27 protein-coding genes are annotated in these 25,817 nt (G+C 60.6%); 23 read left to right on the forward strand and 4 right to left on the reverse strand.

The window, feature by feature from the left end:
- Window positions 1-165: 165 nt before the first annotated feature.
- From ACLFKU_RS33820 to ACLFKU_RS33860, 9 genes are all read left to right on the forward strand, one after another.
- A complete protein-coding gene (locus ACLFKU_RS33820) occupies window positions 166-558 on the forward strand; it encodes a hypothetical protein (protein ID WP_410852020.1) in 393 nt (130 codons plus the stop codon).
- Between the two features lie 8 nt (window positions 559-566).
- Window positions 567-1,040, forward strand: a complete 474-nt coding sequence (locus tag ACLFKU_RS33825) for a hypothetical protein (protein ID WP_410852021.1) — start codon at window positions 567-569, stop codon at window positions 1,038-1,040.
- Between the two features lie 217 nt (window positions 1,041-1,257).
- Window positions 1,258-1,668, forward strand: a complete 411-nt coding sequence (locus ACLFKU_RS33830) for a hypothetical protein (protein ID WP_184144320.1) — start codon at window positions 1,258-1,260, stop codon at window positions 1,666-1,668.
- Between the two features lie 90 nt (window positions 1,669-1,758).
- The gene (locus tag ACLFKU_RS33835; protein WP_410852022.1) at window positions 1,759-3,270 is read left to right on the forward strand and encodes a hypothetical protein; all 1,512 of its coding nucleotides are present in this window, start codon (window positions 1,759-1,761) and stop codon (window positions 3,268-3,270) included.
- Window positions 3,271-3,330: 60 nt separating this feature from the next.
- Window positions 3,331-3,738 (forward strand): hypothetical protein, encoded by a 408-nt coding sequence (locus ACLFKU_RS33840; RefSeq protein WP_410852056.1) that lies wholly within the window; start codon window positions 3,331-3,333, stop codon window positions 3,736-3,738.
- Window positions 3,739-3,987: 249 nt separating this feature from the next.
- Entirely contained in the window at window positions 3,988-4,230 is a 243-nt protein-coding gene (locus ACLFKU_RS33845; RefSeq protein ID WP_410852023.1) for a DUF3717 domain-containing protein, read from the forward strand.
- 128 nt (window positions 4,231-4,358) lie between these two features.
- Window positions 4,359-5,378, forward strand: a complete 1,020-nt coding sequence (locus ACLFKU_RS33850; RefSeq protein ID WP_410852024.1) for an ATP-binding protein — start codon at window positions 4,359-4,361, stop codon at window positions 5,376-5,378.
- A 108-nt stretch (window positions 5,379-5,486) separates the two neighbouring features.
- On the forward strand, window positions 5,487-6,437 hold the full coding sequence (locus ACLFKU_RS33855; RefSeq protein WP_410852025.1) for a hypothetical protein: 951 nt from the start codon (window positions 5,487-5,489) through the stop codon (window positions 6,435-6,437).
- A 7-nt stretch (window positions 6,438-6,444) separates the two neighbouring features.
- Entirely contained in the window at window positions 6,445-7,716 is a 1,272-nt protein-coding gene (locus ACLFKU_RS33860; RefSeq protein WP_410852026.1) for a DUF2201 family putative metallopeptidase, read from the forward strand.
- A 444-nt stretch (window positions 7,717-8,160) separates the two neighbouring features.
- Here the strand turns inward: ACLFKU_RS33860 and ACLFKU_RS33865 are convergent, their stop codons facing one another.
- Window positions 8,161-8,625 (reverse strand): hypothetical protein, encoded by a 465-nt coding sequence (locus ACLFKU_RS33865; RefSeq protein WP_410852027.1) that lies wholly within the window; start codon window positions 8,623-8,625, stop codon window positions 8,161-8,163.
- A gap of 248 nt (window positions 8,626-8,873) precedes the next feature.
- Here ACLFKU_RS33865 and ACLFKU_RS33870 point away from each other — a divergent pair, with 248 nt between their 5' ends.
- The 14 genes from ACLFKU_RS33870 to ACLFKU_RS33935 all read left to right on the forward strand — a co-directional run bounded on the left by ACLFKU_RS33870 (window position 8,874) and on the right by ACLFKU_RS33935 (window position 23,089).
- The gene (locus tag ACLFKU_RS33870) at window positions 8,874-9,923 is read left to right on the forward strand and encodes a CpaF family protein (protein WP_152854570.1); all 1,050 of its coding nucleotides are present in this window, start codon (window positions 8,874-8,876) and stop codon (window positions 9,921-9,923) included.
- A 20-nt stretch (window positions 9,924-9,943) separates the two neighbouring features.
- Window positions 9,944-10,321, forward strand: coding sequence for a TrbC/VirB2 family protein (locus ACLFKU_RS33875; RefSeq protein WP_227749420.1), 378 nt, complete (start codon window positions 9,944-9,946; stop codon window positions 10,319-10,321).
- Window positions 10,314-10,625 (forward strand): VirB3 family type IV secretion system protein, encoded by a 312-nt coding sequence (locus ACLFKU_RS33880; protein WP_321576926.1) that lies wholly within the window; start codon window positions 10,314-10,316, stop codon window positions 10,623-10,625. The genes ACLFKU_RS33875 and ACLFKU_RS33880 overlap by 8 nt, the downstream gene beginning before the upstream one ends.
- On the forward strand, window positions 10,619-13,078 hold the full coding sequence (locus tag ACLFKU_RS33885) for a VirB4 family type IV secretion system protein (RefSeq protein ID WP_410852028.1): 2,460 nt from the start codon (window positions 10,619-10,621) through the stop codon (window positions 13,076-13,078). The genes ACLFKU_RS33880 and ACLFKU_RS33885 overlap by 7 nt, the downstream gene beginning before the upstream one ends.
- Before the next feature lie 11 nt (window positions 13,079-13,089).
- Complete coding sequence (locus tag ACLFKU_RS33890; RefSeq protein WP_152854566.1) at window positions 13,090-13,824, forward strand: type VI secretion protein; 735 nt, start codon at window positions 13,090-13,092, stop codon at window positions 13,822-13,824.
- 17 nt (window positions 13,825-13,841) lie between these two features.
- Window positions 13,842-14,861 carry a type IV secretion system protein gene (locus ACLFKU_RS33895; RefSeq protein WP_152854565.1) on the forward strand — a complete coding sequence of 340 codons (1,020 nt, stop codon included), beginning with the start codon at window positions 13,842-13,844 and terminating at the stop codon, window positions 14,859-14,861.
- Window positions 14,858-16,189 carry a TraI domain-containing protein gene (locus ACLFKU_RS33900; RefSeq protein ID WP_152854564.1) on the forward strand — a complete coding sequence of 444 codons (1,332 nt, stop codon included), beginning with the start codon at window positions 14,858-14,860 and terminating at the stop codon, window positions 16,187-16,189. The genes ACLFKU_RS33895 and ACLFKU_RS33900 overlap by 4 nt, the downstream gene beginning before the upstream one ends.
- Window positions 16,189-18,060 carry a conjugative transfer system coupling protein TraD gene (traD, locus tag ACLFKU_RS33905; RefSeq protein WP_410852057.1) on the forward strand — a complete coding sequence of 624 codons (1,872 nt, stop codon included), beginning with the start codon at window positions 16,189-16,191 and terminating at the stop codon, window positions 18,058-18,060. The genes ACLFKU_RS33900 and traD overlap by 1 nt, the downstream gene beginning before the upstream one ends.
- 10 nt (window positions 18,061-18,070) lie before the next feature.
- Window positions 18,071-18,589 carry a hypothetical protein gene (locus tag ACLFKU_RS33910; RefSeq protein ID WP_152854562.1) on the forward strand — a complete coding sequence of 173 codons (519 nt, stop codon included), beginning with the start codon at window positions 18,071-18,073 and terminating at the stop codon, window positions 18,587-18,589.
- A gap of 49 nt (window positions 18,590-18,638) precedes the next feature.
- Window positions 18,639-18,830, forward strand: coding sequence for a hypothetical protein (locus tag ACLFKU_RS33915; RefSeq protein ID WP_410852029.1), 192 nt, complete (start codon window positions 18,639-18,641; stop codon window positions 18,828-18,830).
- Complete coding sequence (locus ACLFKU_RS33920; protein ID WP_410852030.1) at window positions 18,820-19,425, forward strand: DUF4400 domain-containing protein; 606 nt, start codon at window positions 18,820-18,822, stop codon at window positions 19,423-19,425. Before ACLFKU_RS33915 ends, ACLFKU_RS33920 begins: the two co-directional genes overlap by 11 nt.
- A 333-nt stretch (window positions 19,426-19,758) precedes the next feature.
- Window positions 19,759-20,652, forward strand: a complete 894-nt coding sequence (locus ACLFKU_RS33925; protein WP_152854574.1) for an ATPase — start codon at window positions 19,759-19,761, stop codon at window positions 20,650-20,652.
- Window positions 20,653-20,665: 13 nt separating this feature from the next.
- Window positions 20,666-22,357 carry an ATP-dependent helicase gene (locus tag ACLFKU_RS33930; RefSeq protein ID WP_410852031.1) on the forward strand — a complete coding sequence of 564 codons (1,692 nt, stop codon included), beginning with the start codon at window positions 20,666-20,668 and terminating at the stop codon, window positions 22,355-22,357.
- A gap of 12 nt (window positions 22,358-22,369) precedes the next feature.
- Window positions 22,370-23,089 carry a hypothetical protein gene (locus ACLFKU_RS33935; protein ID WP_410852032.1) on the forward strand — a complete coding sequence of 240 codons (720 nt, stop codon included), beginning with the start codon at window positions 22,370-22,372 and terminating at the stop codon, window positions 23,087-23,089.
- Between the two features lie 79 nt (window positions 23,090-23,168).
- Here ACLFKU_RS33935 and ACLFKU_RS33940 read toward each other — a convergent pair whose 3' ends face one another.
- The 3 genes from ACLFKU_RS33940 to ACLFKU_RS33950 form a co-directional block, all read right to left on the reverse strand.
- On the reverse strand, window positions 23,169-23,723 hold the full coding sequence (locus tag ACLFKU_RS33940; protein ID WP_368593938.1) for a hypothetical protein: 555 nt from the start codon (window positions 23,721-23,723) through the stop codon (window positions 23,169-23,171).
- Window positions 23,723-24,115 (reverse strand): polymer-forming cytoskeletal protein, encoded by a 393-nt coding sequence (locus tag ACLFKU_RS33945; RefSeq protein ID WP_176369563.1) that lies wholly within the window; start codon window positions 24,113-24,115, stop codon window positions 23,723-23,725. Before ACLFKU_RS33945 ends, ACLFKU_RS33940 begins: the two co-directional genes overlap by 1 nt.
- 966 nt (window positions 24,116-25,081) lie before the next feature.
- Window positions 25,082-25,705: a DUF1845 domain-containing protein gene (locus tag ACLFKU_RS33950; RefSeq protein WP_152854554.1), complete on the reverse strand. Its 624-nt coding sequence runs from the start codon at window positions 25,703-25,705 to the stop codon at window positions 25,082-25,084.
- Window positions 25,706-25,817 lie beyond the last annotated feature (112 nt).

A 25,817-nucleotide genomic window follows, 5' to 3' on the forward strand; every position in this document is an offset into this window, starting at 1 on the left:
CGGCCAGGAGATGGCATTGGTTCCACCTGAATAAAAGGCATTGAGCATCAAATCGACATCACAAACCGGCGCAGCGACTCATTGAAATGAAGTGCTGCTCGCCGGCGAGGGGTATTTCAACAGCCTGCTAAAGGGCACCTCGCTTTTTCTTTTTCTGAGGCTGAAATGCTCAAGATTCCAAAGGTGTTCCATGCGGACCGGCGTAGCGCCGGCGCGGCAACGGACGCCGCCATCACACACCACGCGACGCAGATGCTGCGTCGTGTCGCCCGCGATCTGCGTTTGCGTTCCGGCGAGCACGAAATTGTCACCGAACCGGCTCGCCGCAATCGCGGTTGCCGCGTCACCCTGCGAACCCCGGCCCTCATGCTGGAGGTTGCAGACTCCCCGACCCGGCACAGGGTCGCCGTTTCGTTCCGCACGCGTCGCGGCCGCTCCGATCTGTCGGGCGGCGGCGACAATGCGGTGTCATTCGAGCAACTGTCGTCCCGCGAGGGATACGATGCGCTGCTTGGTGGCTTGCGGCTCGCCGCAGGCATCGACAGCGAACGACGCTAGGAGGCGCGATGGAAATCGTCGACATCCAGGTCGAGTATCCGTCGGGAATGACAATTTCCGATCGGGCGAGCTACCTGCGCGAGATGGAGCAGGTCTACCCGTCGGAGCGCCTGCTGGGCATACTCCGCGAAGTCTGTGTCACGGAAGCGCCGCCCGCTGTATCGGCCCTCATCGACGGCGCTACCGTACGTCTGGATGCCAGAACCGATGGCAGTTTTGGCATCAGTGAGACGCTTCGGCGCAGCGGGGCGGAAGGAGTCGTCGTCCGCCTGTTGCAACCATTCACCGATCCGACGAACGATCAGCAGCAGCAGTTTGGCCGCTTCTGCCACACGATCGCAGCCGCAGCCTTTCTCGGCGCGGTCGGGGTGTGGCATTCGACTCAGGAATGGACGCTCGAGAGTATCAAGCTCGAGGCCAGTATCATCCTGGGTTTTATGATAACGTTTGTTCGTGGCATGCATTCCATGAAAGGAGAATGAGCATGGACATCAGCTATCTGATTGTCGGCGCTGCGTTGGCGCTTTACGGTCTCGGCGCGCTGATGGACCGCAATGCCCATAGGGCACAGCGCGAACGTCGGTATCCCCGCATTCCCCGCTAGACGCTACTGTCAATGGCTCGCCAAGGCGAGCTGCATTTCATCAAAGGCCGCACCTTCACAGGTGTGGCTTTTTTTTATTTTCCGATCCGATTCCCATGTCCGAACTTCTTGAACCACCGGTGGTGCATGCCAGCACGCCGTTTGACCCTGCTGGGAAAACTATCAACCAGGTTGCCAGACACATCGGCCGCATTCTTCGCCGGTTTGAACTTGAGCCTGTATGGATTATTGCGGCTAATGTCGCGAACGATCCGAATGAAGATTGGTACGGGCTGGCCGGTTCGCGTGATTGGCCGGATGGCTTGTCAGCCCGCCGGCGTCTGGTGCTGTCGATTGCGCACGTCAACTCCGAGGGCTGGATTATCCAGGTCGATCTGATCCAGTTCGTCGAGCTTGGCGAGGCTGGCCACTGGAAAAGCCAGCCTGTCCTGCGTGTCAAGACGCGTTCGCGTACGCAGGCGTGGGCGACCGCCGCAGTGGTGTCCCGAATGCTAGCCCTCGACTGATTCGCTTCTCCTCATTTAATCCAATCCCTGACGGGGCCAATGTCCCCTGACGGGGGTGTTGGCCCCGTTCCATTTTTGTGGAGCCAACACATGTACCAACTCTCTATCCCCGGTGAAGTGTTCACCACTCCGACGCTCTCGGGTGTTTTCGCGCGGTTTGCCAACGAGCGGGTCCAGGCGACTGAAACCGCCTCGATTGAGCTTCATGGCAATGGGGCTGGCCTTCGCGTGACGCGCTACAACGGCACGCTCGGCATCCGTCGTGACGGCACGGTCGCAGAAATCGTCGCGGCAATGTTCGACGAAGTCCGTTCGCTGTGGCTGTCGACGTATGGCCCTGAGCCGAAGCCCTGGCAGATCCGTGCGTCGCACTGGGAACTGCTGTTCGCGCTTTTCGATCTTGCGCGCACGCCAACCCGGTTCCTATCGACCGACCAGATCGATGCGCAACAGGCGGCCGCGCGCGAAGCCCGGCAGTTTTTCAACCTGTCGACACTCTTCAATGACGTGGCCATGGAACGCTTTGGTTTTGGCTGCGGCGGTCCTTGTGTGCCGGGAGGCAGCACGAACGGACGACATGAGGTGCACGTCGCCTACGCGTTGCTGCGCAACGAGCCCGTTCCCGAAGCGGTGCTCTCGGAATACCGGGCGATGGACAGGGCATTCCGCTATGACCTGGAATGGGCCTCGACGTTGCTGGACGTTCCGTCGCTGCGCGGGCGGCTGCCGGCCGCGAAACTGCAGCAGCTGCTATCCGTGATGCGTGTGGCGAAACAGCCGGTCACCCCGGAAACTGTCGATCTGGTGGCCGCGGTCGCGGGCGTATCCAATGCGCCGGACTTCATCGAAGTCGACGATGCGCTTTTCGCGGCGGGCATCCTGCCGGTTGAGCCGTTGCCGGAGATGTTCGACAAGCCGGTAACGGTCGGACAGCCGGTCAATGCGCTGGCCGCCCGGCTTCGTGAACTGATCGCCGACTGGCGCCGGGAGAAGAAGCTGGACCATGCGGATTTGCAGCGCACGCAGGGGCGGCTCAGTGCGCGTCGGCACGCGCTGGAACGTTCGATGGCGTTGCTCGCACACGGGCGTGAGACGTTCGAGTGGCCGAACCGTGTCGCCGTTGCACTGGAGTCGCGCGATGTGGCAAGCCTGCTGAACATCCTCGACACGCCTGATGATGACAACCTGAGCAGCAAGCAGGTCGTGCTCGAGTTCCATGGCGTGAAGTTGCGAGGCCTGAAGGCGAAGGCCCGGCGTCGTGCGATCTTCGAACTGTGCGGACTCGACGGGACTGCGCAGGCCGCATGGGAAGCGAGCGAGCTTTCGCGCAAGCAGGCGGAGCGCAAGGAGCAGGATGCGCAGCGTGCGAAGGAAGCCGCGCAGAATGCCCGCTATAAGCGCGGCGACGGCGTCGTGATCGATGGCGCCCAGCATGTCGAGGACGCGATCGCATCGGGGTTCCGGGAGATCCGGGACTGGCGCAAGGGGGCGAGCAAACAGTACGCGCTCGTCAACACTGAGCTTAACGAGGCGCGTCGTCTGCAGGTAAAGGATGGCACGCTGGATTACGCCCGCGCGATGCTCGAGCGGCTTGCAGCCTGAGGAGCGACCATGCGATTCGATCGTACACCCAAGGTCGAAGGTCTTCGCTGGACTTCGCGGATGCGAGCCTTGCATCTGAGCCGTCAGGATCGGGCTCGTCAAAAGATCGAGCGTGCCTACCCGCTCTTCAGCGATCAGATCGAGGTGCCTCAGGCGCTTTCGGTTGATGAAGAGCGGGAACGGCGCGAACGGCTGCTGTACCAGAGCGAGCAACGCATGCGCGATCTGTACGCCCAGCAATGGCGTCGCCTGCGTCGCGAGTACTTCGCATGCACGCCCGACGTGCGCGCGCGGATCATGGAGGCCTGGAAGGCGTGGCGCGGTCCGGCCAATCCTGTCTGTTTCGCCTACGTGATCGAGCAGCACAACGGCGTGGGCGAAGAGAAGTCCCGGCGGCACCGCGAGCAGGAAGCGGCGATGATCGCCAGAATCGATGCAGCACGGGCCGCTCAGACAGCGTTAGTCTGACGGCAATTTTCCTGAACCACAGCCGGCGCTTATGCGCCGGCTTTTTTTTGCCCTGGCGTCACGCGAGAAGTCTAAGCGGGGTCAATCTGCTCATCATTCGGGCAAACCGTCGCGCAGCGGCCGCGCATACTGGGCTCTGTTACCCGCGTCCACGACGCATCGACCCGCCGGAGATCCGGCAACAATGCTGCCCTTGGGGATCACGTCCCTTCGGGCGTTGTTCGGGGGCACTTCCTTCGAGGACACGCCATGAAACATCCGAACGCTGTTTCAGGAAACCGGGACGTTTCAATCGCGCAGATCGAAAACGCGATCAACGTGTGGCGCAACCGCAATCCGGCAACCTCCGACGAGGAGGTGACGGTGCTGTGCGCGGAAGCACGCTGTCTCGCCAATCTCTACGGCAGCATGATCTTCAACCGCGCGACCGCCGTGCCGCGCGATACCCTTACCGAAGCTCAACTGGCCGCTCTGGCTGGCGCGCAGGCGTAAGGCGCAATCTTTCTTCGCGTCTCCAGGACGCATCGACGCGCCGCATCCGCGGCACATCCAGCTCGCCCCTCAGGGACCACGTCCCCCCGGGGCGTTGTTTCGTGGGGCTTTTCCTTTTCAGGTACCCCATGAAAGTCTCTGCCTCGCAACTTCGCGAACTGCTCATCACCTACATTCCGGCCCGCCTTCCGGTGCTTATCACTGGGGCTCCGGGCATTGGCAAGAGCGACATCGTCGCTCAGGCGGCTCAGGAAACCGGGCATGACCTGCTCATCAGCCATCCTGTCGTTGAAGACCCCACGGACTCGAAGGGCCTGCCATTCCCTGATGGCAACGTCGCCCGCTTCCTGCCGTTCGGGGATCTCGAGCGCGCATTGAGAGCGACAACGCCGCTGCTCTGGTTCCTTGACGATCTGGGCCAGGCATCACCGGCAGTGCAGGCGGCAAAGATGCAACTGCTGCTGGCACGCCGCATCGGCGAGCACGCGCTGCCCGACTGCGTCACGTTCGTTGCGGCCACCAACCGGCGCAACGACAACGCGGGTGTCTCGGGCATTCTCGATCCCGTCATCTCGCGTTTTGCGACGGTGGTCGAGCTTGAGCCTTCGATCGCCGACTGGACGGACTGGGCGGCGCGCAGCGGTGTTCCTGCCGAACTGATCGCGTTTCTGCGATTCCGGCCGGATCTGCTGTCCGTGAAGAAGACCGCGCGCGATATCGAAAACGCACCGAGCCCCCGAACATGGGGATTCGTCGCGAAGACGATGCCGGTCGTGCCGAAGTCGCTCGAGCTGGTCTCCTACGCGGGTTCGGTGGGCGAGGCGGCAGCGACCGAACTGATGAGCTTTCTTGCCATCTACCGCGAGCTGCCGTCGCCGGACGCCATCATCATGTCGCCGGACACGGCGCCGATCCCTGAGACCCCGGCCGCGCTGTATGCGGTCAGTTCGGCGCTGGCGGCGCACTCGACCGAAGGAAACTTCGAGCGGGTGCTGACCTACAACCAGCGGCTGATCGACGTAGGCCACCGTGAATTCGGTGCGCTCCTCGCGCGTGACGCCGTGCGTCGCAAGCCCGAACTGGCGAGCACCCATGCGTTCATCCGCGCGCAGGGTGGCGAGATCGGAAAAATCATCCGCGGCGAGTAAGCCGCTGCCTGTTGCTTCATCCGTTGTTCGTTCTGCCACGGCCCGCCTCGCGCGCCGTGGCTTTTTTCTTTCTGCTCAATCCAATCCCTTTCTATTCTGGAGTTTTCCATGAACATCACTGAACTGAAATCCCGCGTCATGCTGTCGGCCGTCACGGTATCCGCCTGGCAGGCGCGCTGCTTCGACGTGAAAGCGACCGAAGAAGTCGAGAAGAACCACCAGGCCAAGGACATCGGGCGCTTCAACAAGCGCCTGCTGCCCGAGCATGCGCCGAGCTACAAGGAGGTGGTTTCGATCGGCAATCGCATTCGCCGCTATCACTACGACCACTCGCTGAAGTACGAACAGCTGGGCGTGCGTCTGCTGCCGACGGCGATCTACATGGACTTCGCCGACCAGATGCGCAAGATGAAGGATGAGTTCGATCTCGCCGTTTCCGTCTTTCTGACCGACTACCTGAATCTGAAGGAACAGGCACGGGCGGAACTCAACGGGCTGTTCAACGAGTCGGACTATCCCACGCTTGCCCGCATGTCGGAGAAGTTCGGCGTCAAGCTCGCGGTGCTGCCGTTTCCTGACGCAAGCCAGTTTGGCGTCGATCTGCCGGCCGACGTGCTGACGGATCTTCGTTCGGAAATCGACCAGCACGTGCTTGCCTCGATCTCGACGGCGAACAATGATCTGGTCGGGCGTCTGTACGAGGCCGTCTCGAAGCTGGCTGACAAGCTGTACGGTGCCACCGATGTTCGCCTGGGCGTCACCAACCAGGTGCGCGAACTGTGCGAACTGCTGCCGAAGCTGAACTTCACGAACGATCCGAAGCTCAGCCACATCCTCGAACAGGCGAAGACGCATCTCGCGGTTCACACGGGTGCGGATCTTAAGGAGTCGAGCGTGCTGCGGTCGCAGGTCGCGGCCAAGGCCTCGGAAATCGAGGGGCTGATGGCAGCGTTCATGGGCGGGGCACCGGAGCCGATGGCGAATCAGCTTTCGACGTTCGTGCCGCTGGAGCAGGTTGTCCAGCCGGAGCCGACGCCGCTTCTGCGACTCGTCGCCTGAGGTGGCCATGGACCCGCGCATCTCGAAGCAACGCACGGCGCTGGTCCTCGACCAGCCGTTTTTCGGCGCACTCGCTTTGCGTCTGAAGGTGGTCGAAGATCCGTCGTGCAGGACGTTCTGGACCGACGGGGAATCGCTGGGCTACAACCCGGCGTACCTCGGCGGCCTGAACGATCTGGAGACACGCGGCGTGCTGGCGCATGAGGTTCTGCACGTGGCCAACGGCCACTGCTGGCGCCAGGGCGATCGCGATCCGAAACTCTGGAACGACGCGTGTGACTATGCGATCAATCCGATCGTGTACGACGCAGGCATGCAGTTGCCGAAGGGCGTGCTGTTCGACGCCCGCTTTCGCGGCAAGTCGGCCGAGGAGATTTACGGCATTCTCGCGCAGGACAAGCGGCAGAAGGAAAAGCAGCAGGGCAACGGTAAGAGGGATGGTGGCAAACCGGATGCGCAGCCTGGCCAGCAGTCGACTCCACAGTCGGCTCAACAGCCAGGCAGCACACCCGGGGGCAACAGCCCGCCGCAGTCCGCGAACGGCGCGACCACTCCGTGCGCAACACCCGGGTCCGGCACTTCTCCCGAGGCTGCTCCCTCCTGTGGCGAGGTCCGTCAATACAGAGGGGACGACAAGGCGCAGAAGGAAGCCGACTGGAAGGTCGCCGTCCTGCAGGCCGCGAAAGCGGCGAAGATGCGGGGCGGGCTGGGCGGCTCTCTGGAAGGTATGGTCCAGGTGGCGGTGGAACCTGTGGTTGACTGGCGCGCGATCCTGCAACGCTTTGCGCAGGAATCGTCGCCGACTGACTACACTTTCGCGATGCCCAATCGCCGGTATCTGCACATGGGGCTGTATCTGCCGTCGCTCAACGAACCGGCGGTCGGCGATGCGGTGTTCGTGCGCGATTCCAGCGGTTCAGTGTTTGACGAGACGCTGGCGCAGTTCGACGCGGAGATCCTCGTTGTCAATGAGACTGTGCGACCGCGGCGGCTGATCGTGCTGGATTGCGATACGCGTGTAAAGCAGGTGCAGATCTTCGAGCGCGGCGACGCGGTCGAGCTGCTGCCGGTGCGTGGTGGTGGGGGCACTTCGTTTGTCGATCCGTTCAAACGGCTGGCCGACGAAGGCATTCAACCCACGTTTCTGGTCTATCTCACCGACATGGATGGAGCGTTCCCGATCGATGAGCCATCCTATCCCGTTCTGTGGGCTTCGACCGTGCCGCTCAGGCGCGCGAAGAAGGCACCCTTCGGCGAGATGATGGAAGTGATCTGCTGACGGGCGATGTCTGCCACGTGTTCTGAACCCAAGCCCGGCGATTTGCCGGGCTTTTTTTTTCGTCCGGGAAGGCCAAAGCCCGATTGCACGCGTTGCACACAACCGTTTAGGGCCCGCGGGAGGGACTGGAGCCAGAAATATCCAATGATTTCAGTGTTCTGGGGCCATGCTGCCCGTCCGAAGGCTGGCCAAAACCGGTCGAAAGCCGTCTGAGCCGGCTCAGACACCTTTTTCTAAATGAGAAATAAATCACAGCCATTCGTGGACCGATCCGCTAGATTATTTCAATAAGCGATTTAATGCGCGAGGGAAATTCTTGATAATCAGGAAGCGAACTGGATGCCAGAACAATGCATTGATCCGAGGATTTCTTTGCCTTTCGCATCAAAATGCTGGTGGCTGCGGCGAACAACTACCGGCCACAACGTAGTCTCTGGAGCCCCCCTACGCGCGCTTGCGCGCCCTCTGATCCAATGCCTCACCGGCACGGAACCGCTCGAGTCGGTCACTTGCGTCAGCGACAGCCGAGAGCGGCGCGCGACGCAATTGTTTGTCGTAGGTCGAGACGATCGCCGCGAATTGCCGGAAGCCAGTCTCGTCCAGTGACCACACGCCAGATTCGCGACCGCGATCGAAGGCCGAAGAGATCACCTCCTCGGCGTGCTGCATCTGCTCGAAGGTCGCTTCGCCGTAACCTGCCTCTGCCAGGAATCCTGTGAGTATCATGGCCTGGCAAAGCGTCTGCGCCGCGCCTGCGTTGCCGCGTTCGCGCCGCATGACGTCGAGCGCGATGTGAACCTGCAGACAAAGACGGTCGACCTCGGCGCGGGGCATCGGCAAGAGGAGGGTCCTGTTTCGACGTGCACGTGCAGCTGCTGCGGTTCGTGCAAACGGGATCGTTCGGGCCATGGTCTTTTCAACGAGTGTCGAGGGGCGAATCGTACAACACACTTCGAAGCGCGGCTTACCCGAAAAGCTAGAGGTTTTACTGCGCCATTTCAGGTTAGGCGTCTGAGCCGGCTCAGTCTACGGATTGCGCGATCGTTGCGTCGCACTCCATATTCAATCTGTCCTGGGCCCGACATATCGGTAAAAGCTCATCGATTTGATCGTTCTTTCGCTCTGCTCCGGGTTGGCCAGCCCTGAAAAATAGCAGCATGTCCGAAGCTGCCGAAAATCCCCTGCTCAAGGTGCGCCCGCTCGAAGAGAGTGCGGTGCAGATGTTCTTTGCATCCGTCGAACCGCTGCGGGAATACTTCGAAGCACGCGACGTCGCTGAAATCATGGTGAATAACTTCGACAATGTGTGGATCGAGCGACGCGGGGAAATGCATCGCCTTGAGCTCACGCTGAATCAGGCGACTTTAAACGGTGCGATCCTTTCGCTCGCCGCATCCGTCGAAAAGTCCGCGAAGGCCGGCACTGCACAGGGCATCATTAACGCTGGCCACAAAGGTCTGCGTATCGCGGCAGTCATGCGGCCCACGGCGATCGACGGACATGCGATGTCGATCCGAAAGCACAGCGACAGGCATCTCAGTCTCACCGACTACGTCGCAATGGGTGCGTTTTCGCGCGTGAATGCGCGGCATGAGCACAACGACGATGAGCTCTTTTATCCCGGTATCGAGAATGAAGGCCTGATGGCAGCCGTGCGCGAACTGATCATTCGCCGCAAGAACGTGCTTGTGGCGGGCGGAACGTCCACCGGGAAAACCACATTCCTCAACGCACTGGCTGCACAGGTGCCGCAAGACCAGCGGGTCATCACCATCGAGGACACGATGGAGCTGAAGCTGCGCGTGCCAAATCTCGTGCGGTTCCTGTCGAACCCGGACAAGGGCGTCACGACACAGTCGCTCGTCGCGCTGTGTCTGCGCTTTCGTCCCGACCGGATCATCGTTGGCGAAGTACGCGGCGGTGAAGCATTTGACTTCATCCAGGCACTGAGCACCGGCCACGATGGCGGCTTGGGTTCAATTCACTCCAATGATGCGCGGGGCGGTTTGAGCCGTCTGGAAAGCCTCGCGATGTTGGGCATTCCTCCTGGCAGTCGTTGGGACCTTGTCGACATGCGCAAGGCCATTGCCGATTGCTTTCATTTCGTCATCCATCTGCGCCGCACCGGCGAGTTGCGCCACGTTTCCGAGATCGTCGAGATCAAGGGGTTCAAGGACGGGGACTATGTCCTCAACCGCGTCTTCTAACAATAAGGAGTATGTTCATTATGAAGTCCCTCAATTCCGTGTCATCGCGCCTGCGAACACTATCGATCACCGCATACCAACGCTTTCTGAGCCGACGCGAGATCCGCTCGACCATCGTCGCGGCGAGCCTCGCTTTCTTCGCGCCATTCGCTTCGGCCGTGAGCTTGAGCGATCTGGGCGCGGCAACCGATCTGATCTGTCTGATCCAGGCATATATCAGCGGCCCGTGGCTGTATGGGATCGGCGTCGTCCTGATCATCGTCGGCGCCGTCGCGATCGCGAACTCGGAAAGCACCATCGGCAAGATCATCTCTTCGGTGTTCGTCGGGCTAGGTCTCGCCGCCTGCGCGGTGAACATCGTCAAGAACCACATGGGCGTTAGCTACACCTGTGCGTGAGCCAACGAAAGTCAGTCGCGGCCTGTCGCTTCCCCGGCAGATGGGCGGTGCCGACCGTGGCCTCGCGATCGCGAACGGCACACTAACGCTGCTGCTTTGCTATACGAGCATGACCTTCGCGTTCCTGCCGGTGGGATTCATCATCCATTGGGTACTGCGCTGGAAGAGCAGCCGCGACCCGTGGTGGCGCGACGTCATGCTCGTCTACAACCACTATCCCGACATCCACGAGCCGCTTCCGTCCGGGAAATTTTCGGCCCGGTTCAAGCGGCCGTATGGTTTTGACCAGGACCTGCCATGCTGAAACGAATTGTGCGCCGGCCGGTGCAGGAGATCGCGCCATGGGCGACGATGGTCACGCCGGAACTAGTCCTCGACAAGGACGGGTCGCTGCTGACCTGTTACACGTTTGAAGGGGTTGATGCCGATTCACCTAACGCCGACGACATATCGTCGGTGCGCAACAACCTCGACAATGCGTGCAAGAATTTCGATCACCGCATTACTGCATGGTGGCGGCTCTCCCACCGTCGCGTGCAAGGGACTATCGACGGAGATTTCGCAGCGGACATCGACGCATACGTCGACCGGATCAACCGTAGCCATGTGAGCAGCGGGAAGTACTTCCGCAACACCCACTCACTCTCGCTCGCCTACACCCCGGAAACAGGCATCAACAAGGTATTCGAGAAGGTCGCCTATCACATGACGGTCGGCGGAAAGTCGATGCTGTCCGCTCTGATCGAGACCGCGAAGGACACGTTCCTCGCTCGTAGCGCCTTCGTTTTCGACCTTGAGCGCATGACATCGGACATCAAGCGCTTCGAATCGATTCTCGACGCGTTCAAGGGGGGTGTGACGCGTCTGAAGGCAAAGCGTCTCGAACTGCAGCACTCGTTGGCCTATCTGCATCAGACAGCCAATCCGTCCGTGCCGCCGCGACGTGTGCGCTACCCCGTCACGATGCTCGATACCCACCTCACGGAAAGCACGGTTACCTATGGCGCCGAGCACCTGATGTTCGAGTCGGCGCACGGCGTGCGGTTCGCCAAGATAGTCGCTGTCAAGGAATGGATGGGCTTTCAGGAGGCCGCACTCGATGTGCTTTCGGAAGTCGACGCGGAACTCGACATCTGCGTGATGTTCCGCTTTCTCGATGCCACCAAGGCGAAGCAATGGATTGACAAGATCCGCAGCTTCTACAAGATCGCGGCGTTCAATCCGATGGCGATCATCAAGGCCTATTTCTCCAAGGAAGAGCAGAAGAACGACAAAGGTCGGATGATGCTCGCAGAGGAGGCCGAGGACGCGCTAGCGAAGATTACAGCAAAGGGGCAGCAGTACGGCTTCGCCAACATTTCTGTAATCGTGTACGGCGACACTGTCGAAGAGTGTGACGACGCCACGCGCGAAGTGGTCGGCCGCATCGGCAACGCCGGATTCGGTGTCGTGCTGGAGAAAGATAACCTGGCGGCCGCGTGGAACACGACGCTGCCGGGCCGGTGGGACAAGCAGAAGCGCCTGCAATTCGTCGAGACACCGGCCGTCTCCGACATTGCCCCTGTGCGCAGCGTGGCTGAAGGCAGCACTGTCAATGCGTGGCTGACGCAGCAGTCGGGCCAGAAGACCGGTCCGCTGACCATGCTTCCCACGCGGCATAAGACGCTGCAGCGTGTGAACCTGCACCGTCCGGGGGGTGCCTCGCACCTCCTTGTTCTGGGCCCGATCGGCATGGGCAAGTCGATCATGCTCAACTTCCTCATGTCGCAGACGGGGCGTCACGGCGCCCGACGCGTGCGCTTCGACAAGGACAGATCAACGCGAATCCCGACGGTCCTCGCAGGCGGGCGCTTTCTCGACGCAACAGGCCGCTTCGAAGCGGCGACCTCCGTCAATCCGCTGTCCCTTCTGTGCGACAAACAGCATTACCCCTACGTCGCCGAATGGGTGCAGATGGCCATCGAGGACGACACCTTCCGCTGCAACAAGAACCAGGAGCGGGAGATTTTCGAAGCGGTCAGCACGCTGGGCGACGGTTACGGTCCTGAGCGATGGACCTTGTCCTATCTGAACACGATGTTATCGATCGAGTTGCGCGAGCGGCTGGCCGTGTGGACGAAAGGCGAAAAAAACGGCCGGTTTTTCGATCACGTCGAGGACGCATTCACGCTGTCCGATGACCTCTCCATCGAGATGGGCGATCTGTTCAACAACTTTCCGGTCGCTGCTGCGCTCTTCATGGACTACGCCTTCTACCGCATCGCACAATGGCTGGACGGCAAGCGCTACACCGTGATCGAGGTCGAGGAAGCGGGGTTCTTTTTCCAGAACGAACGCTTCTATAAGCGGCTGGAAATCTGGGCCGTAACCATCCGGAAGCTGAACGCCACGTTGATGATGGCGACGCAATCCCTCGCCCAGGTCGCCCGTATTGCGGACTTCGAGGTGCTCAAGGAAAACATCCCGAACATCATCTACCTGCCTAACCCAGATGCGAAAAACAACCTGCACCTGTATCGCGACAAGTTCGGCCTCACGCTCGACCAGATCCAGATGATCGTGGATGCCGCGCCCAATCGCGACTACCTGTGGGTGACACCAGATCAGACCCGCATGCTACAGGCGAGCTTCCCGAAAGAAACGCTCGCGGTATTGCGCTCGGACGGCCGCGCTCAGGCTGTGCTGGACAGACATTTCAGGTCCGGCGATCTGAATTGGCGAGATGGGTATCTAGCCGAAATGATGACACTCGATTGAGGAAAACCAGCATGAAGAAGATTCTCGCGAGCCTGGCGCTGACAACGGGCATCACACTTTGCCTCTCCCAACCAGCATACGCAATGATGACGGTGATCGACCCGTCGAACCTCATCCAGAACACGACCACGGCGCTTAAAGCCGTGAAGACAGAGGTCTATGAGGACACAAACATCGTCTACCAGTATCAGATGATGGCCAATCAGCTTCTCCAGGCAACCAATCTGGACCCGACAGCGATGAAGGCCCAATACGATCAGATCACCGGCGACATTTCGAAGTACAAGCAACTAGCCGAGAACGCGACCAGTCTTTACGGTGACCTGCAGAATGGCAACCAGTGGCTATCGCACGTCCAGACCATGATCTCCCGATCGGGCAAGTCGAATGAGCAATGGTTTGCCGACATGGGCACGCTCTACTCCCAGCGAGACAGCCAGGCGACGCAACTGATGCAAACCGGAAACAACGTGCTTAGCCACATCCAGGCGCTCGCGCAACGGCGTCAGGATTTGCAGTCGCAGATGTCGCTCACGCCGACGGCGCAGGCAACCGCGGAGTTGACGACTCATTATCTCGACATCGTCTCGAGCCAGTTGAGCGACATGCTGCAAATGACGGCGAACAAGACGCAGAAAGACGCGCAGCAGCAATCGGCGGACAACGCAGAAGCAAAAGCCCGATCGGATAACGCCAAGGCTTTTCTTGACCAGCAGGCGGCTGAGCGCGCGGCGTACGGCAACTAGAGGAGTGCGGGATCAAGATGACGCTGCGCAATCTCAAACACATGGCCATTGCCTGGCTGCTCGCTTTGCTGACACTCAACACGTCGCCGGCATTAGCGGATGCGTCGGCGTCGGCGCCGGTGTCAGCCAGTGGGACGGCCGCGAACCCCTATGTGAGTCAGGGAGAGACGGCGGCCGGAAATGCGCGTGCGATCGACAAGATCACCGCGATGTTTTCCTCGATCATGGACACCGCGGTTAGCGCCTCCCAGAGTATCCAGCAAGAATCCGACAAGTTCGCCAGCGGGCTCGCGGTGATCACGATCGTTCTCGCGGCAGTGCGCTTCGGTGCGACGAAAGACCCTGTAATGGCGTGGGTCGCGCTTTTTGAAGAACTCGGCATCCTTGGCATCTTCGCATCCATTTATGTGGGTTTCGCAAGCTGGGCACCGAACTTCTACAAGTGGTTCGTCTCCATGGCGAATGACATCGGCGGCGCAAACATGACGAGCGCACTCAGCATTATGGGCAGTGCGGCCGGACAGGTCTTCGATTCGGCCGTTCAGGCATGGTCGGGGATCGGCTTCAAACTAACGATGATCCCCGATGTCGTTATCGCAACGATTCCGCTGTTCTTCGCATGGGCACTCCTGTCTGTCACGTCCATAATCTTTGTCTTCTTTATCAACATCGGGCAACTACAGTTCGCCGCGGGCGTTGTGATGGGCCAGATCGCGTTCGCGCTTGGCTTTTCCTCATTCACTCGCGGCTATTTCAAAAGCTGGCTCGATTACATGGTCAGCGCGGGCATGTATATCGTTGTGGCGGCGATCCTGATGCGGCTCGTGACACACAATATGGTCAACGCTGTGCAGGACGCTGCTCAGCTAGGCCTCACGACAGCCGGCGCCGCCGCGCAGGTGTTCGATCTCGCCTTTTTCGTATTCCTCGTTTCATTCGAGATCCCGAAAATTGCCGGCATGTTTGGTGGGGGCGCGAACGCCAGCGGCGCAATCATCGGAAAGATTGCGAAAACGGCGACTGGGGGTCTTGTATGACGCTGCACGCATCCATGGAGAGCGAAGCGCTACTCACCCAGCACCAACGGCGTGTCGACCTGATCGCGCAATGCGCCAACGAAGTCAGCAAGGCCGATTTCGAGCGCAGATGGATGAGCGTCCTTCGGTCGTGCGCCGCGTGGTTTGCTTCGCTGCCGCTTAGTCCCGAGCTCTACAGGGAGCCGGGCGGGGCTTTCCGTTGCACCGTTGAGACTGCTTTCTATGCGATGCGGCTGGCTGGCGGACAGAAATTCGGCACCAGCCTGCCCTCGGAGAGGCGCCGCCGCATCGAGCCGCAATACAATTACGCGGTGTTTCTCGCCGCAGTGTGTTCCCGGCTGGACGAGCCCTACCGGCATTTCATCATCGAGCGCGACAGGGATCGGCAGGCGTGGAATCCGTCGGTGAACGGTGCGGCGAGCCCATGGCTCGCCGGTTCCGACTATCGCATCTGCCGTCGGGAACAGCCGTTGCCCGTTGAGCGTATGCGCACAGGGATGCTGGCACAGGTTCTCGTGGGTTCCGAGCTACTGGCCGGGCTCGATGGCGAGGTGCTTTCCGATCTGTTCGGCGCAATCAATCCGAGCATGCAACCCCTCGGGGCCGAGTCGCTGCTGCATAAGGTGGTTCGTCAGGGGGTCGCCACTTCTGACGAATTCGATCGCAAGGCGCAACGCGCGGTATTCGCGCCCGTCCAATTCGACGTACCGTCTGCCGTGCATGTAGCGGCCGAGCTGGAGCCCGTGGTCGTTCCCGCGCCCGCTCCGGTGCAGTCCGTGTCACCTGCCGCGCCGTCGGCGGGAGTGTCGTCGCCGCAACCCGTGGTCGCTCCTATTGATGCTCCGGTGCCGCCGGCGAGAGCGCCGCAGGCGCATCCGCAATCGCCGACCGTTCCTGCCGACAGCGTCGGCCCGTCGTCGCAAACGTCGCATGAGGTGTTGAGCTGCGCGAGCCCGATCGAAGCCTCCGGCGTCGCGCCACCGTCTGCCGCAATCGATCCGTCAACAATGAAGGCCGCGGCCCAGCCAGCCCCGGTACGTCGCGAATCGGAGCCGCCCGCGGCGTTCGAGGAAGTGCTCAAGGGCGTACCGAATCTCGTGCGCGAACTGTTTCAGGCGCTGCGCGAGGACGTTGCCACAGGAAAGGCGTCCGTCCAGTGGAACGACAAGGGACTGGTGCTCCAGAAGCGTCTAGTCGGGGGTTATGGCGTAAGCAGCAGCACGCTCGTTGAACATATGCGCAAGCGCGGCCTGATGGTTGCCGATGAAGCCAGCCAGATCACTCTCACCCCGCGCGCGGGCCAACTCATTCTCGATCCACCCGCATGATCACTCCTTATATCAATCATTTCAGGCCGATCTATGAGTTGCGTGCAGCCGCTTTCTGGCTCGCGGCGATTGTCCTACTGCCTCTTTCGGGCATGCCCTACTCGTGGGTATTTGGCCTTGTTGCACTCGCTTTCCTTGCCGTGCGCTCATTCCATATCTGGCGCGCATTGAAGTTCCGGATGGCCATTTCAACGAAGTGGCTCACGACCCTTCCGATCCCCAGGCTGTTGCAGATCCAGCAGCGCATGAAAGAGGAGGCGAACTCGATGTACCTGGGCATCGGGTTCGAATGGACGCAGAAGCATTGCCAGATCGCACACGACATCCTGCGCATGCCGACGACTGACATTCCGGGGTTGCCGAAATGGTTGAACAGGACGAAGACCGGGCGAAAGATTGAGGAGGCGATTGAAAGCATCTTTGCACCAAAGGACAGTGTTCGCGACCGGATGCCTCAGGGTGCATCGTGGATCCACGGGCTTGAGCCAAAGAAGGCTCTCGTCCCTTTCCACTACAAGTCGATGGGTGGCCACACCGCCGTCGGCGGCACGACCGGCTCGGGTAAGACGCGTACCTATGAGGTGATCTCGACGCAGGTCATCCATTTGGGCGACGTGCTCATTAACGTGGACCCGAAAAACGATAAGGACTGGAAGCTGCGCGCCGAACGCGAAGCGGCCAGGACCGGCCGGAAATTTCTCTACTTCAATCAGGCCAAGCCTTCAGAGTCGGTGCGTCTGGAGCCGCTAGATAGCTGGTCGCAGCCGTCCGAAATTCCCAGCCGCATTGCGCAGTTAATGGAAGAGGGGCCATTCCGTGACTTTGCGTACCTGTTCATCAGCCGGTCGGTCAATGGGGAGCTTTACATCGGGGACAAGCCCAATCTGCGCTCGATCCTGAAGTATGCACAGTCTGGTATTGCGACGCTTCTGGAAAAGGCGCTGCGCCGGTTCTTCGCGGAAAACAGGCTGACAGACTGGGAGCAGCAGGTCGCGACAGAAACGACGCGCCAAGGCCAGCGCAACAACGCGGCGACGCTGGTCGACGGAATGATCGCGTTGTACAACGCGAGGTTCGCATCGCAGGAGCGTGGTCATGAAGCGATCGACGGGCTAATTGCCACACACACGCACGATCGCGAGCACTACATGCGCATCATCGCATCGGCCCTTCCATTGCTGCAGATGCTCGCAACCGGTGAGACGGGTCTCATGCTCGCGCCGAAGGTCGACGATTTTGACGACGAGCGGGAGGTCTGGACCATTGAGAAGGTAATCCGCCAGAAAGCGATACTGCATATCGGCCTCGATTCCCTGTCAAACAGCATTGTCGCAAAAGCGATCGCGTCGATGTTGCTGGCTGACGTTTCAGCTGTCTGCGGCTCGATCTACAACTTCTACGAGACGCCGCCAGACGTGGTACTGATCATCGACGAGGTGGCCGAGGCGATCAACGAACAGGTCATCCAGATCCTCAACAAGGGACGAGGCGCCGGTTTCAAGGCGTTTGTCGCATTCCAGACGCGCGCAGACCTCGAGGCCAAACTTGGAAACGCCGCGAAAATGCTGCAGGTTTTGGGCAACCTGAACAACCAGATAATCCTTAGATTGGAGGATACAGATACAGCACAGTGGTTCTCGGATAAGGTCGGAGAGACTGCGATCCGCAATATCACGATCACTGGCAGTACGAGTACAGGAACCGAGGCGCATATCGGCGAATTTACCGGTGGCGTTTCACGTTCTCTTCAACTGGAGAAAGCGCCGCTGATCCCAACCCGCCTGATTCACAGTCTGCCCAACCTGCAATATTTCATGCGCATCTCGGGCGCCGCCGTGTATCAGGGCCGTATTCCAATCCTTCAAGGCTGAAAACCTACGCATGTCTGCCGTATTCAAAAAAATTATTCGCGAACACAAGCTATCGTCCCGCCTGATTCCCGTCTTCACGCTGGCGCCGGAGCTGGAGCTCGCCTGCGCACGCGTGGCCGATTTCATCGGGGAGAAGTTCATGGGTGAATCTGAGCCGCTTATCAAGGAGATGCTCGACACAGCGATCGCATCGTTCAAGCGCACGCGCAAGACCGGCAACCCGCACGTAGCCTTCATGCAGGGGCTTTTCAGTCACGCAGAGCGGCTCTACGCGCGGCGTTACGTGGCACGCGACGGCGAGCGGTACCACGTGTGGCCGCCAATGCTCGAACCCGTCACCGAGTTCGAAGCACGACATGAGGCGCGCGGAACGGAAATGGTCGACGAACGATGCCCGGAGAACATCACGCAGCGCTCCGCCGCCTTCCAGCTTGCAGCGCGCGCACTGACGGGCGAAAACTTCCGGCTCTACTTCGAGGACTACGATGTCGCTCACACGTTTTCTGATCGCGAAGCTGGCGAGAGTTGATGTGGACGTGGCGCGGCGGGCGCTCGCCACGGCGCATTCGCAGGACGTAATGGATGAGTCCCGCCCCGCTGAGTTCTCGCGCGGCGCTGGCGCGCGCGCGTACGGTATGGCCCTGTTCGTCTCCCGTCGTCCCGTCCACTTCTACATGGGTATGTTCGGCCTGATTCTGTTTCCGCTTTACATGCTGTCCCGGCTTGGGTCTGCGCTCATCGAGTGGGGGATTGCCACCTATGGCCAGTAGCCGATTCGTTTCGCACGTCAAGTGGTGGTTTTTCCTTGTGCCGCTGCTGGCCCTCGTCGTCATGCCTGCGCTTCCGGATCGCTCGCTGTTTGCTGTGCCTGCGCAGGAAGCGCAGTCTGTCGAAGACGTACTGGGCGTTGAGCGTGCCGATGACGTACTTTCGCTTACCAATGAACGATTCAGGCGCTGGTTCGTCGACACTGGCATCATCCGCTCGACGCTCGATGCGTCTGCATCAGGGGAAATCGGAGAGGCTGGCGTGTCCGACTTCGCCCGCTCCTGGGTACACAACTTCTGGCTGGAGGTGTATCGGGTGATCTATCGCGCGAGCGTCATGAAGCTGTGGCTGATCGGGACTTTCGTTTTCTGTGTCGCGGCTTTCGTTGATGGTTCCGTACGACGCAAGGTCCGGGCCTCGGCCGCCGGATTCGCGAGTCCGCTGTCTTTCCACCTCGCTGGCCACGGGATTCTGCTTGTCTTCGGGGTAGCGTTTGCGGTTCTAGCAGCGCCATTCCCGGTCCTCGCCCAATACTGGATCGCAGTCGCCGCGGTGCTCGGCGCGCTGCTGTGGAAGGCGGCTGCCTCGTTCCAGTAACACTTTTCCCGGGAAGCTGCTGAAAACCGGATAGCTTTCCGGGTTAGTAGTCTGAGCCGGCTCACGGCTCCGGTCCTTCGATGCGCTGCCGTTCCCAGCGTCACACCGCGATTCCATCCCTCAAATTGAACCGACACCTGGTCTTCATCAGGTCACCGCGGGTCAGCAACAACGCAAGCTATCCATCCCGCGAGTGCCATTAGCCGAATGGCGGACGCTTCATCCCCAAAAGCACAACAAAATCGAATATGTTTCGGGCGTATCTGGCTGCGTGGCGTCGTAACAATAAGGTCGTACCGCGCGCGTGGGCGCGCACTTTCCACAGGAAACCACATGACCACCATCACGGAAGAGGCAAATCTCGACGCTGCCAGCAATCCTGCGGCTGCCGAACTCACAATGTCACATACGCCTACGAACGGCGGTAATGATGGTGCCGCGGCGGGCGCTCCGGTGGAGAGCGGTCCGACAATCAGCGACGGCGCGGACGGTGGCGAGATCGAACTCGAACTGCAGCAGATGGAAGACGCCGCGAACACCCTTCACAGGGAAGGTGTGATCAGCGACAGCGAAGTGGACGAAAAGCGCGAGCAGGTCGCACGAACACGCAAGATGTTCCGTGAATTGTCCCCGGCTGAGCGCGCCGCAATCGTGCAGCGCCGCCGCGAGATCGGCCGTGAGCTGATGAACCGGCAACTGTCAGGCGCGGCCGTGGTCCGGGCCGCTGTGCGCCTGAATCACACGCGGCTCAAACCGCTCTTTGAGCAATGGTGGCCGTATCTGAACCGCATGAGCATCAATATGCAGCGTTTCGGCCGCTCGACGTTCGGTGCGGAGGATCAGGGCACGCTCACCGCCTTCTTCGAAAAACACGTCGGCGAACTCGAGGCCTACGTTGACGAGCAGCTGAATGTCGCCGAAGGATTCCGCGTAAAGACCGAAGCTCGATTGCGCGAGCAGGGCGATATCGTGTTTGCGCCGAGTGTCACCAAGCCATCTCTGGCAGTCGAAGTCGAGGCTTATTCGCGATTCTCGATGCGTGTGCTGTCGTTGCTGACGAAGTTCGACCACGTGATGGATCATTTCGACTTTCTCGTCTGGAACGGGGTGCGCGATCAGTCCGACATCGATGAGGAAACGTCGCGTTTTCTGCGCAAGTTCCACCCGGTTGGCTTGCGAGGCTATATGACACACCTTCGTCTGATGACCACGGTGCGCGGCCGCTAACAGGACGGCCAACATGCTCGACGGGCTCAACCCGCAACAGCGGGAGGTCGCAGAACAGCGGGGGCACTGCGTCGCGATCGCTTGCCCCGGCGCGGGCAAGACCAAGACCATAGCGGCGAAGGCCGCGCTACTGCTATCGGACCCCGCTGCGATCGTCGGCGCTGTCACATTCAGCAAGGATGCGGCCGTCGAGCTGCGCGACCGCATTCTTGCGCTCGCTGGCGACGGCACCAGGAAGCGCCTGATCGCAGGGACGTTTCACTCGCTTGCATTCAGGCAACTGGGCAAGCGCGATATTGCGACTGATGGCGACCGCATGGCGCTGATAGCGCGAGTGATCGCCGAGCTGGGTCTGGACTGCAAGCCAGAGGACGTCGTGCCCGTCATCGAGGGCATCAAAACCAATTTCGGGCGCGTCGAGGCGGGCACCGGCGACGCGCAGATCTACGAAGCCTATCAGGCGTCGCTGGAGCGAAACGGCAAGATCGACTTTCAGGACATGCTACGACTGGCGGTCGCCGGCATGGAGGCGGGGGACATCGAACCGTATCACTTCACCGATCTGCTCGTCGACGAATTCCAGGACACGGACCCTTTGCAATATCGCTGGGTCGAACTGCACGCCAAGGCGGGGGCCAACGTCACCGTAGTTGGCGACGACGATCAGAGCATCTATGGCTTCCGTGCCGCACTCGGCTTCAGGGGCATGGAAAGCTTCGCAACCGCGTTTAGCGCCCAACGGGTGGTGCTCGGGAGTAACTACCGTTGCCACGACGAAATCCTCTCAGCGGCTGATCGCGTCATTCGCAACAATGCAGATCGCATTTTGAAGGTTTTGCGAGCAGAGCGCGGCCCGGGCGGCGCAGTCATGGTCAGGCGCTCTGATGACGAATATGCGGACGCCGTCGCGGCAGTCGAGACGTTGCAACCGCTGCTGAAGGCGGGCAAGTCATGCGCAATCCTTTCACGCACGAACCGCATTCTGGACCCGATCGAAGCCGTGTGCCGATCGCATGGTGTGCCGTACTTCCGCGCCTCCGGCAGCTCCGTGTTGAATCGCCCGCAGGGCGCGCTGATGTGCAATCTGCTGGAAGTCGCCGAAGGGCACAAGCAGAACGGGCTCGACGCGGTCCTCGGCTACATGGGTGTCAGCACGCCCCTGCTTGGCGTCCTGCACCGCGATATGGGGATGGTGCTCGTCCAGCGTCAGAAGAAGGATCTGCTGGCGCTCGGTTTGCCAGAAGATACGGCGACGGTCTATCGCGCATTCATGAAGCGGCTATGCGAATGGCAGGAATTGTGCGCGCGGCGGTTCTATTCGCTGGTGCTTGACGGTGTACACGAACTGATGTTGACGTATGCGAAGAACGACCATGCGATCCGGGCGACCCAGGGCACCTACGACGTACTGTCGCGCCTGTCGGGGACTTTCGCCGAGCGCATCGAGTTTCTGCGGCGAGAAAACAACAAGCCGGCTGAAGGCGCGCTAGTGCTTACCACAATGCACAGTTCGAAAGGGCTCGAATGGGACCACGTGTGGATCTCACGCGCCGAAGAGGGCGTCGTTCCTGATGAGAAAAGCACCGAGTCTGAGGAGCGTCGCCTGTTTTATGTGGCGATGACGCGTGCTCGCGATGGATTGACAATCGCGACGATCAAAAAAAATCCCGTCTCCCGATTTGTCATCGAATCTGCGATCCAGTAGGCATTGATCCGCATGCTCAAACGACTGTTACACAGACTCGGCTACACGCCGGCCTCAACTCTGAGCCTCGTCCCGCACAGCGCTGCCCAACACGGTGAGCGTGCCCTGCACCAACTGCACGCCGATGGATTCCAGTGGTCAAATGCCAGAGCCGACGCGCTGTGCGCCTGGCATGAAGACGGCGAGGGCTATCACTACGCAATCGGCCGCGAGGACTGGGCGCCGCTCGCGGTCGCCGGACTCTCGTTGATTGGCAACGGTCAGTGCAGGGCGTGGCTCGACGAGACGGTACAGGCGCGCCTGGGGATCGGACAAGATCTGCTCGCGTCGTGGTATGCAGCAAACAGACCGGTGCTGGATGGCTTGCGCGCCAGCCTCGATGCATGCACGTCCCCGGATGCCGCAGCGTCGATGTCCGGTGCAGAACGGGACATCGCGCCGCTCCTCAAAGCAGGTGAAATCGCTGAACTGTTCGCGCTCACGTGGAGGCGATATCACCTCGCCTCGCCGTTTAGCAGACTTGGTCATTCGGCCCCGTACAACAGGCTCGCTGTGCATCATGCGCTGCGGATCGCGGCACATACCAACCTTCATGCGCTTGAGCGAGCACTGGAATGGCTGACGTTGTGGCTCGAAGCGCGCGGCATGAGGGTCGACCGCGAAGCACAGTCGGTTGAACTGCCTGGCTATCAGGCGCTATATTTCCGGTCAGATGCCGGAATGTGGCCGTGATGCCGAGCCGCGGGAAGAATAAGGGGCGCTGTGCGCCCCTTGTGTTGTTGCCCTTTCCGGGCTGAATGTTCGTCAGCGATTACAGAGCCACATTGTGCAGCTTCAGGACAAGTCGATAGTGAGAGTCGCCTAGCGGCACGTCGATTGTCTGGCCGTCTGCGACCACCACGTTGCGTTTCTCGACGATCAAACCCTTCGTATTCACGACTTCGGAACGACAGTCGGCTGGCCCGTCTTCGGACTTGCCGACGAATTCCGTGTCCTGAACGCTGACCGAAACCATTGCCTTGTTCCCGTCGACCATGGCCGGTGCGATAAACAGGGCGCGGCCGACAAAGGCGCTCTCGCTCCTAGGAGTGGTCGTGTTGCCAACCTTCGTACAATGACCGTAGCCGATGTTGTCGCCGTTCGAAATGACAAAGGCGGCTTTACCATCGTTGCCAATGATCGATGTGCCAGTCACGATCTGAACGCCGTCCTTGTAGAGCGCTGCGTCGAGCTGCTCTTGAACTGGTGCTGTTTCGGCCTGTGCGCTGGCCATGAACGCGCCGGCAACGAGGAAAGGGCTAATAATCTTGCTGATACAGTGCATCATGGAACTCTTCTGGTTGAAAAATGTACCTAGGCGCATCATCAGGAGTTCGATGCGGCGCGTGACAACTGCTGAACGTTGCTTGCAGCGTTCTCTATCGTCAGATCGCTCCTGCGCTTGACCTGCCCTTCAAGTGACGCACGCGGGCCGAGACGGATCGTCCCGTAGTAGTAGACGTTGCCTATCACGCGGCCATTGATCTCCAGAGCGCCGCGGGCCTGGACGTCGCCTTCGACGGTTCCATCCACCCTGACATACTCGCCTTCGACCTGACCCTTCACCATGCCTCCCGGGCCAATGTGGACGAGGCCGGAACTTGAAACGACATTCCCGTCCACGATGCCGAAGTTACTCATACCGTGATCGAGGATGACGTCACCGTGGATCGATAGCCCCGCGGACAGGAGCGTGACATTAAGCGGCTGTTGCTTCATCGGTCGCCTCATCAGAATAGCTGCACATCGCCCGACTTTGAGGCCTGTGCTTTGGGTTGCGCTGGAGCGGCCGGCTCGGCGATATCGCTGTTTGCAGTGGCCGCCACGTGGTGGGTAAGGCGATGCAGAGGACGCAGGACAGCGCGCGACTCGGCTCTCGGAGCATCCTGCGCCTTTCCGCCGGGAACCGCTTTCGGCTGCGTTGTGGCGGGCACAACGGGGGGCGTGGCCGCCGGCTGGTTGTTATTCGGGGCATCGGTCACCTTCGGCGCAAGTTTGGAGGGCTCTGTTGCAGGCGACGGCGACGCAACCCCATTGACAGAAGTAGCGGCCGGCGAAGATCGCTGCATCCGAATGGGGGATGCTGCTGCGCTTACGGCAGAAGCATGCGGAGCCTGGGATGCTGGAGCAGCCGGTAGAACCGATTGAGAAGCGAGAGTGCGGGCATCGACGTCCGCGAGTGCGGACTGAGCCACCGGTCTGTGCGTGTCGAGGTCACTCGACACAAGCGGACGTGCGGGCGCCACGTTGATCGGCATCGTACCGTCGGAGTTGCCAGTAGGAACCGGAGACGGCTTCGCCGGGTTGGGTGCGACCGGCACTTTCGGCGCCACGACCGTCTCATGCATTGCGCGCCAGATACGCGCGGCGCTTACTCCACCGCCTGCAGCTAAAGCGGCAATAGCAAGCGCGAGGACCGCAGGCTTGCCGGCCTTGCGTAGCACAGCCGCAAGTTCAACAGCGCGAGTGCGGGCGAGCGGAACGCGGTCCGGCGCAGGCAGGGCGGGCATGGCTGCCGTATGACTAGCAAGGTCGATGATTACCGGCTGCGTGCTGTACTGCGCGTGCAGCGCCTGAATTTCCCTTAGATTCATATCTCTCTCCTGTGACAGTTCGAGCGTAGCCAACCAGCGGCGATGTCAAGTCGCGATGGGGCTTTCCGGGTCTGCTCTGGAAGGGCGGGCGTTACTGCTCGCGCCGCTCGCCGTCGAAGTCGTACTGATCGTTGTCCGGCATGCAGATCTGCACGATATGTTTGAGCCTGCGCTCGGCGTTGTTGAGGATGCGGGCGCGTTCCTCACCTGTGATCTTGCTGCTGACGACGCGTTCGGTTGCGCGCGCATACACGCGGTCGTACTGCGTGAGGCACCGGACCAGCAACCCGGCCAGAGGGCGGGTGATCGTCAGCTCGATCAGGTCATGTGGCAACTCGATCGGGCGGGCCTCATGGCGCAGCAGCCATTGCTCCGTCTTGCGCAACCACTCCGAAGTCTCCCGCAACGCCGTCTCGAGTGCGCGCACTTTTCCCCCTCGCGCGACCGCGATCTTCGACGCGCAAAAGTTGTAGTCGGAACGAATGTAGTTCCGCGCGAACAGCGACGAATAGCGCAGCACGGTTTTCGCATCCGACTCTGCGTTAATGCGCGCAATTCGCGAATCGCTCGTGAGGCGTTCGATGGGCTTCAACCCGCTACCGGGTACGGCAGGCGTTGACTGTTCAGTTGGCGGGGCGACGGCCATAGCTGGAGCATCCGGTGCTATGTCTGGACGCGGGTCCGGCTCCTGTGTCTGTTCAAGAACTGCGGCCATGGGATTATTCAGGGTGGTCTCTCTCACCGGCCATTTTGCGGGCGCATGTCAGACGATATACGGTCAAAAGCTATGCCGTTTTCGTGATCTTTCGGGGGAGCTGAGGCTGGGT

This window comes from Paraburkholderia sp. EG304 (assembly GCF_046543485.1).
Classification (GTDB): domain Bacteria; phylum Pseudomonadota; class Gammaproteobacteria; order Burkholderiales; family Burkholderiaceae; genus Paraburkholderia; species Paraburkholderia youngii.